Raw genomic sequence first — 8,172 nt, 5'->3', positions numbered from 1 at the left:
TGCCCGCCGTTAGGCGCCGGAATGGTGCCCGCCGTTAGGCGCCGGAATGGTGCCCGCCGTTAGGCGCCGGAATGGTGCCCGCCGTTGGGCGCAGGGGTGGTGATAGCGCAGACGGGTCAGCTCGACAGCGGCCAGCAGCGACATCTTCTGGACCCGGGACACCCCGGGGAGCCAGAGTGACCGGCAGTCAGGTGGTGGCGGCGAGGTGGGGCCGGGCGTGGTGGTCGCGGTTGCTGGGGGTGTGGGCAGCGCGAGTTGCGGTATGTCGGGGTGTCCGGGTGCGCGTGGGTGGCGCGGGTTGCGGCGTGTCGCAGTGTTCGGCGCTGTGGGTGGCGCGGGTTGCCGGATGTTGGGGTTTCCGGGCCGGTTGAGACCGCGACTTGCGGTGTCCTGCGGGCGGGGCGACCCCGCCCGGTTGCCGATCGCTCTTAGCGGCAGGACCTCTGATCAGGTGCTTACGACAGTATGGAGATCAATTACTGTGGCTAACCTCGTGATCGACGCTCGAGGGGCGGCCGAAGGAAAGCAGCGGCAGCCCCGCGTGGGCGAGTGCGGCGCCCACCGGTGAGCAGGTCGGCGATCACCCGGCCCGCGGTCGCGGTCAGCCATGGTGGCCGGTCCAGCGCCGCGGCCAGGTCCAGACCGTGCACCCCGACCTCCACCACGCGGGTATGCGGGAACTCCATCAGTGCGGCCACCGTCCACGGCACGCAGCCGGTCGGCCGATCGAGATCAGCCGGATCGAGACTGGCCAACACCTCGCCCAGCCGCACGCACTCGTCACGGAAAGCCGCCCGAACCTGCTCCACGTCGCCTCCGCTCCTTCGCCCGCTGCGGTCGGGTCAACCCTGGTAGCGGGGGACGAGGCGATGCACGGCGGAGAGCACCAGCGCCATCACCACGCCCATCGTGCCGGCGATGCCGGCGGCGCTGCCGCCGTAGCCGAGGAACAGCGGCCGACGGCCCAACGCGGCCGCCGGAACGGTGCGCTGATCCAGCAGCAACCATAGCGCCAGCGCGCAGCCGGCGATCGCCAGCAGGCCACCGACGCCGAGCAGCAGCGCGGTGAGGCGGTGCGCGTCGGCCGAGGCCACCTGCGCCCGCTTCCGTTGGGTGGTCAGCAGCAGCAGCCCGGCCAGCGCCGCCCACACCCCGACCACGAGGAACGCGGCCACGGCGTCGCTGGGCCGGTGCCAGCTCGCCGACAGGGTGGCCACCCCGGCTGCCGCCGCGTAGCCGGCGCCGACCACGGCGGCGAAGGGACGCACCCTGGGCGGCAGGACGAGCACCAGCGCCACCGCCACCGAGGCGGCGACCGTGGTGTGACCGCTGGGCAGGCTGTTGCCCAGGAACGCCCGCTCCGGGTCGACGCCGTAGTCGGGACGGGCCAGGGCGTACTTGAGCACCTGGGTGGTGACGTTGGCCCCGGCGATCAGCAGGGTGGCCGCGACGGCCAGGGCGACCCGGCCACGGATCAACGCGATGAACCCGATCATCAGGGTGGCCGCCAGCAGCGACACCACGGACATGGCGTGGAGCAGGCGGTTGACCGGCGCCTCGATGTGGTCGCGGCCGATCCGGTTGCCGGTGAGCGCCACCGTGTCGATCCACTGCCCGGTCCCGGTATGAAGGGCGAATCGCCAGACGACGATGAAGGCCAGCGTCTGGACGAGGGCCAGCACGACCAGCCAGACCGCAGTCCCACCCCTCGGCGTCACGCGCACCCGCACAACTTAACGGCCCACCCGCATCGGTCGGCCGGTGGCCCGCCAGGGGCGTCGGGATAGGTTGGGACGCAGGCGAGGGAGGGCATGGTGACCGGTACGTCGCAGCGGGACACGGCCGTCGGGCGCCCGGAGTCGCTGGCCGATCTGCTCGGCGGGCGCCGCGGCGCGCTGGACGCGACCCTGCCGCCGGTCGCCTTCACGGTGGGCTGGCTGTTGGCCGGGCGCTCGGTCACCGCCGGGGTGGTCGCGGCCCTGGCCGCCGGGGTGCTGCTGGCCGGGTGGCGGCTGCGGCGCGGCCACCGTCCCCGGTCGGTGCTGATCGGGCTGCTCGCCGTCTGCGTGGCCGCGATCATCGTGGTACGCACCGGGCGCGCCGAGGACTTCTTCCTCGTACAGCTGCTGGCCAACGCGGCCAGCGCCCTGGTGTGGGTGGTCAGCATCGTGGTGCGCTGGCCGCTGCTCGGAGTGGTGGTCGGCGCCGTACTCGGGCAGCGTGGGCGGTGGCGCCGCGACCCGGCGCTACTGCGGGCGTACGGCCGGGGCAGTTGGGTCTGGACGGCGAGCTACGTGCTGCGGGTGGCGGTGTTCCTGCCGCTGTACCTCGGTGGGCAGGTGCTCGCGTTGGCCGCGGCCCGGGTCGGGCTGACCTGGCCGCTGGTGGCCGCGACGTTGGCGGTCAGCTGGGCGGTGGTGCGCCGGTCGCTGCCGGCCGGCCATCCGGGGCTGCGGCATCCGGTGCCGCCGCAAGTCGCCGAGGTCGCGGCGCCGAAGAGTTGAGCGGTGGAAGCAAAAGGGAGAGGCCGCCACGGGGGGAGCGGCCTCTCCGGTGATGTACGTTACTCCGTTCCCGGCCGAAGTGTGGTACCGGGGCGGTGACTTTTTTCGCGATCTGCGTGGTGCTCCTCAAGTGGCGAAATGGGGTGGGCCGACCGCTCCGCTGCGTCGGCCAGAGGGGCCGACCCACCCCGGCCTGACCGTGGGCGTCAGGCCGCCGACCGGACCTGCCTCTACCCCCGAGGCCCGGCCGAAGCCTCCGGGTGGGTGCAACCCACCCGGAGGAGTTCACTCAGCCGTTGGGGAACAGCTTTCCGTAGTCGGCGTACGCCATGGCGACGTCCGCCTGGGCCCAGAACCGGTGGTAACGGAACTCCGGCTCCGGTCCGCCGTCCAGGTACGCCTGGACCTTCGGCCACGCCGGGTCGTTCTTGTAGAACGACCGGATGTCGACGAAGCTCTTGCCCGGGGCGATCTGGTCGCCGTTGGGCATCCGGCCGGTCCAGCCCGGCGGGATGTACAGGCCCTGCCCGGTGGCGGCGTCGTAGACGTCGTCGAAGCGCCGGTAGTCGCCGCGCTTCTCCACCGTCGACACGCCCTGCGCGTCGCTGGCCGCGTGCAGCGCGTCCAGCAGCCCCTTGGCGGTGTTCTTCGCCGTGGTGTCACCCGACTTCGCCGCGTACGCGATGAGCGTGCGGGCGTAGGCGGCGGCGACGCCGACGTCCTGGCCCTTGACCGTCACCTCGACGTGCAGGTTGGTGTTCGGCTGCGGGTTGTTCGGGTTCCAGTTGTTGGGCTGGCCGGTCCACTTCAGGTCCGACGGGATGGACCAGTTGGTGCCCAGCGTGGTGTTGGCGATGGCCCACGGCACCCACTTGTCCAGCAGCGCCTTGGCCTTGGCGTTGCCGGTGACCAGGTACAGCTCGGCGATGCGCTGCATCGACCAGGCCTGCATGCCGAACCACTGGTTCGACGGCGGGTCGTTGTAGACCGGGTCCTCGTCGTAGAACATGCCGTAGAAGGTGGCCGTGCCGGCCGGCGGCGTGCCGTAGTGCCCACCCCAGCTGTTGGTCGCGCCACCGGCGATGCCGCCCTCTGCCGACTGGAGCCAGGTGTAGAGCTCCAACTGCCGGTTGAGGCTGTTGGTCCAGTCCGCCGCCGCCGAGGCCGAGCGAGGCTTGAGCTCGTTGACGTTGGTCAGCGCCCAGGCCGCGAACGGGTTCTGGTAGCCGAAGTGGCTGTGGCTGGAGCCGATCCGCCACGACCAGTTCTGGCTGGTCTCGTACGCCCCGCCCCAGGCGTAGTACCAGGAGAGCAGGTAGTGGGCGGAGTCGCGGCCGTTGCCCGCCGGGCAGGCGCTGGCCCCGACGCAGTTGCCGATCCGCTTGAAGTACTTGTCGAACAGGGCGTACCGCAGGTAGTCGCCCATCTTTGCGGCCTTGGTCACGGTGGCCGCCACGTCGGCCTGCTTGTTCTGCTCCTTGGCCCAGGTCAGGGCCCAGTACGCGGCCTGCACGGCCCGGGCGTCGGCGTCCGGGGCGTTGGTGTACTTCCACTGCTTGGCCGGGGCCTGCGACTCCTTGATGAACAGATCCAGGTAGCCGTACTGGCCGCCGTGGCGGAAGGTGTCGCAGGACGGCTGCGGCACGGTCTCCCACACCGACTCCTGGGTGCCGCGCTGGAAGGTGTTGATGTACGCCGGCCGGGTGGTGCCGTCGCCGCAGCGGCCGTAGCCGTAGACGTTGTCCACGTCCAGCAGCCAGTGCATGCCGTAGATCGAGCCGGTGCCGTAGGTCTGCTGGAGTTCCGAGCGCAGCGGGTCCTTGCCCACCGGCACGTTGGAGTCCAGCTGAGACGGGTACTGGCTGGGCAGGTCATGCTCGGCGGCGTAGGTGGCGTCGCCGGCGGAACCGGCGGTCGGCTGGTCGGCCGCGGACGGGATGATGTACTTCTCCATCACCGTCCAGGCGTTGTTGAACGGCGCCCAGTTCTGGGTCACCCGCCCGTAGTACGCCTCCAGCCACAGCCAGAAGCTGAACGCCTCGGAGGTGGTCTCGTGGCCGTGGTCCGGCGCCTCGACGATGAGCGTCTCGATGGAGTGGTACGGCACGCCCTCGGGGCTGAAGTACCCCGAGTTCTTGATCTTGCCGTACTGGGCCAGGAAGCGCTGGACGTACTCGCCGTCGCCGCCGGGCACGTCGTTGTCGATTTCGGTGACGGTGACCGAGGCCGAGGTGTAGCCGGTGGCCGAGGCGGTGATGGTGGCGGTGCCGCCGACGGTGTCGGCGTCCTCGGCGGCCCGGACGGTCACGTCGACCCCGGTGCTCCAGTTGGACGGGGTCAGCGTCAGCGAGGTCGGCGAGACGGTGATGTCCGTGTCGCCGGTACGCGCCAGGCTCACCGCGACGTTCGCGGTGGGCGCTCGGTTCAGCTTGACGTTGAACGTCGAGCTGCCGCCCTCGGGCACGCTCAGCGCGGCCGGGGTGACCACCAGCGCCGGCGAGGTGGCGGCGGTGACGGTGAACGACCGCTCGGCGACCGCCGACAGACCGCTGTTGTCGTACGCCTTGGCCTGGACGGTGTAGTCACCGGCCGGCAGGTTCTCCAGTGTGTACGCGTACGGGGCGGTGGTGTCGGTGTTGACCAGCAGCCCGTTGCGGTAGAACTCGACCCGGGCGATCGTGCCGTCCGGGTCGCTCGCGGTGGCGGTCAGCGGCACGGTCGCCGGGGCCACGAACGGGCCGGCGGGGACCGACAGGCTCACCGTCGGAGGCTGCTGCGCGACGCCACCACAGGTGACCCCGTTGATCGAGAACGACGTCGGCTTCGGGTTGCTGCCGGTGTACGAGCCGTTGAAGCCGATGTCGACCGACGAGCCGGTGGACAGGTTGCCGTTGTAGGACTCGTTGGTGGCGGTGACCTGGTTGCCGCTCTGGCTCCACCGGGCCGACCAGCCCTGGGTGACCCGCTGGTTGCCGGGGAAGGCGAACCGTAGCGTCCAGCCGTTGATCGGGTCGCCGAGGTTCTTGATGGTCACGTTGGCGGTGAAGCCGTTGCTCCAGTCGTTGGTCGTGTAGACCACGTCGCAGGCCGGCGCGGCCTGCGCGGCGGTGGCGGGTAGGGCCACCCCGCCGAGCGCCAGTGCCGCGGCGGCGAGCCACGCCAGCCGTCGACGTCTTGCCAGATTCCTCATCTGCGCGGTGTCTCCTCGGACCAGGCCGGGGACGTGCCGCCCCGGCGGTGACGCCTGCGCCGACACGAGGGCCGCGCGACGTCAGTGGATGGTGGTCTCTCCGGCCCGACGGCCGGTGGTGGCGGGCGCCGTGGAACGGCTGCCGCTGCTGACAGGACGCCGTACCGGACGCACCGGATGCCCTCGGCGACCCGCGCTCACGCGATACCTGGCTCTACGCGGTCGATCGACAGTCTGTCATGGAAGCGCTCCCAATACCAGCGACGGAGTTTCCGGAAACACCGAGTTGTTTCGATCTCGTTTTGGGGCTTTCACAAAGTCGTGACGGGCGTTACAGTCGCAGCAACGTCGATGGGAGCGCTTCCATCGACGGAGTTCCAACCCGAAGATCGCCCGTGTCGTGCCCACGACATCGGGGATGAAGCCCACAGGCCGACGGCGGGCCAGCCCGGACACCGCCGTCAGCCGCCGCCCCACCAACGTGGAGGGAGGTGGATCCTCAGCCACTCGCGTGGCCCGGCTCCCGCGCGACACGCACGACTGGGACGCCAATCCGCACGTGCGTGTACCGCAACATGGTGGGGACGGGGGTTGCCCTCCCCCGTCCCCACACTAAACCCCCGTTCACGATGGGAAAAGAGGCCGACGGGTCAGACGCGCATCACCCGCGCGCACCGCACGGCAGTCGACCCGCCCGCCGACCGCCATCCGCGCCGCCCCGCCGACCGCCCGGGCGCGCGCCGACGGTCCGCCCGCGGCACTCGGCGTACCCGGTCCCGCCGCACCCGACGCCCCGACCGGCAACGCCCACTCCCTTCTCACCTGACACCCCCGCCACCGCGGCTGCCCGCCCTCTGCGACGATCATGCTTCGGCGGCTACCGCCTACCCCTACCCTTGATTGGGAGCGCTCCCGGGCTCAGGCGGTCAACCCATCCATGAGGAGAACCCATGTCGATGCTCACCAGGCGTCACCTGCTGCGCCGCGCGGCGCTCTCGGCCGCCGCCACCCAGGCCGGCCCGGCTGTCGGCGCCACCGCCGTCGGCACCGCCGCTCTCGCCGGCTGCCGGTCCGACGAGCCCACGGACCACACCGACCCGGCCGCCAGCGCCGCCCCCCGGTTACCCTTCCCGCCGGACTTCGGCTGGGGCGCGGCCACCTCGGCGTACCAGATCGAAGGCGCCGCCAAGGAGGACGGCCGTGGCGAGTCGGTCTGGGACACCTTCAGCCACACGCCGGGACGCATCCGCAACGGCGACACCGGTGACGTCGCCGCCGACCACTACCACCGCTACGCCGAAGACCTCGATCTGATGCGCGACCTGGGGCTGCGCAGCTACCGGTTCTCCATCTCCTGGCCGCGCATCCAGCCCGACGGCACCGGCGCCGCCAACCAACGCGGCCTCGACTTCTACCGTCGATTGGTCGACGGACTGCACGAGCGCGGCATCGCCCCGATGGCCACCCTGTTCCACTGGGACCTGCCGCAGTCGCTGCAGGACGCCGGCGGCTGGGAGTCCCGCGATGTCGCCCAACGCTTCGCCGACTACGCCGCCACCGTCTTCACCGCACTCGGCGACCGGGTGCCGGTCTGGCTCACCATCAACGAGCCCAAGACCGTCGTACAGAACGGCTACCTACAGGGTCACCACGCCCCCGGCCGACAGGACCCGGACGCCGCGTACCTCGTCGCCCACCACCTGCAACTCGCCCACGGCCTCGCGGTCCGGGCCCTGCGCGCCGAGAGCGGCACCGGCCGCATCGGTCCGGCCTTCAACCTGCACCCGTGCTACCCCGCCGACGACTCCCCCGCCGCCGCGGAGGCCACCCGCCTGTACGACGGCTACGAGAACCGGCTCTACCTCGACTCGGCGTTCAAGGGCAGCTACCCGCAGGACGTGCTGGACGACCTCGGCCCCGGCAGCCGGATGGTCCGTGGCATCCGCGACGGCGACCTGGACATCATCTCCTCCCCCGTCGACCTGCTCGCGGTGCAGTACTACACCCCGATCTACGTCACCGCCGACGGCGGTACCGTCCGCCGCTGGCCCACCTCCGAGGCCAGCTGGCAGCAGATCTACCCGGAGGGCATGTACGACATCCTGACCCGGGTCACCCGCGACTACGGCCCGGTACCGCTCACCGTCACCGAGAACGGCCTGCCCACCCCCGACCTCCTCGCCGCCGACGGCACCGTCGAGGACACCGAGCGGGTCGCCTTCCTCCGCGACCACCTGGCCTCCGCCCACCGGGCCATCACCGACGGGGTGCCGCTGGAGAGCTTCCACGTCTGGTCCCTGCTCGACAACTTCGAGTGGGCCGAGGGTTACGACCAGCGCTGGGGCCTGATCTACGTCGACTACCCCACCCAGCGCCGCGTCCTCAAGCGCAGCGCCCACTGGTACCGCCAGGTCATCGCCGACAACTCCCTCTGAGGGTGCAAGGAAGGGCACCTTTTTAACGCCTCGTGTAGAGGAA

The 8,172-nt window shown here is 71.1% G+C and carries 4 protein-coding genes and 1 pseudogene; 2 read left to right on the top strand and 3 right to left on the bottom strand.

Features of this window, described 5'->3' with window-relative positions:
- Positions 1-488 precede the first annotated feature (488 nt).
- Positions 489-809 (bottom strand): annotated as a pseudogene (locus tag Vqi01_RS12185) (maleylpyruvate isomerase N-terminal domain-containing protein); the annotation flags it as partial.
- 33 nt (positions 810-842) lie between these two features.
- On the bottom strand, positions 843-1,730 hold the full coding sequence (locus tag Vqi01_RS12180; protein WP_204034850.1) for a phosphatase PAP2 family protein: 888 nt from the start codon (positions 1,728-1,730) through the stop codon (positions 843-845).
- Between the two features lie 84 nt (positions 1,731-1,814).
- Here Vqi01_RS12180 and Vqi01_RS12175 point away from each other — a divergent pair, with 84 nt between their 5' ends.
- Positions 1,815-2,504 carry a DUF3159 domain-containing protein gene (locus Vqi01_RS12175; RefSeq protein ID WP_239098344.1) on the top strand — a complete coding sequence of 230 codons (690 nt, stop codon included), beginning with the start codon at positions 1,815-1,817 and terminating at the stop codon, positions 2,502-2,504.
- Between the two features lie 289 nt (positions 2,505-2,793).
- On the opposite strand, the gene Vqi01_RS12170 is transcribed toward Vqi01_RS12175, so the two are convergent.
- Positions 2,794-5,694 (bottom strand): glycoside hydrolase family 48 protein, encoded by a 2,901-nt coding sequence (locus tag Vqi01_RS12170; protein WP_204034848.1) that lies wholly within the window; start codon positions 5,692-5,694, stop codon positions 2,794-2,796.
- A 950-nt stretch (positions 5,695-6,644) separates the two neighbouring features.
- Between Vqi01_RS12170 and Vqi01_RS12165 the strand changes: the two genes are divergently transcribed.
- Positions 6,645-8,129 (top strand): GH1 family beta-glucosidase, encoded by a 1,485-nt coding sequence (locus Vqi01_RS12165; protein WP_204034847.1) that lies wholly within the window; start codon positions 6,645-6,647, stop codon positions 8,127-8,129.
- Positions 8,130-8,172 lie beyond the last annotated feature (43 nt).

Source organism: Micromonospora qiuiae, from assembly GCF_016863555.1.
Lineage (GTDB): Bacteria > Actinomycetota > Actinomycetes > Mycobacteriales > Micromonosporaceae > Micromonospora > Micromonospora qiuiae.
This window is presented reverse-complemented; position numbering and strand designations above follow the sequence as displayed.

Excerpts from the sequence above, each read along its gene's own strand:
- Vqi01_RS12170 (WP_204034848.1), bottom strand. The coding sequence starts at position 5,694 with ATGAGGAATCTGGCAAGACGTCGACGGCTGGCGTGGCTCGCCGCCGCG.
- Vqi01_RS12165 (WP_204034847.1), top strand. The coding sequence starts at position 6,645 with ATGTCGATGCTCACCAGGCGTCACCTGCTGCGCCGCGCGGCGCTCTCG.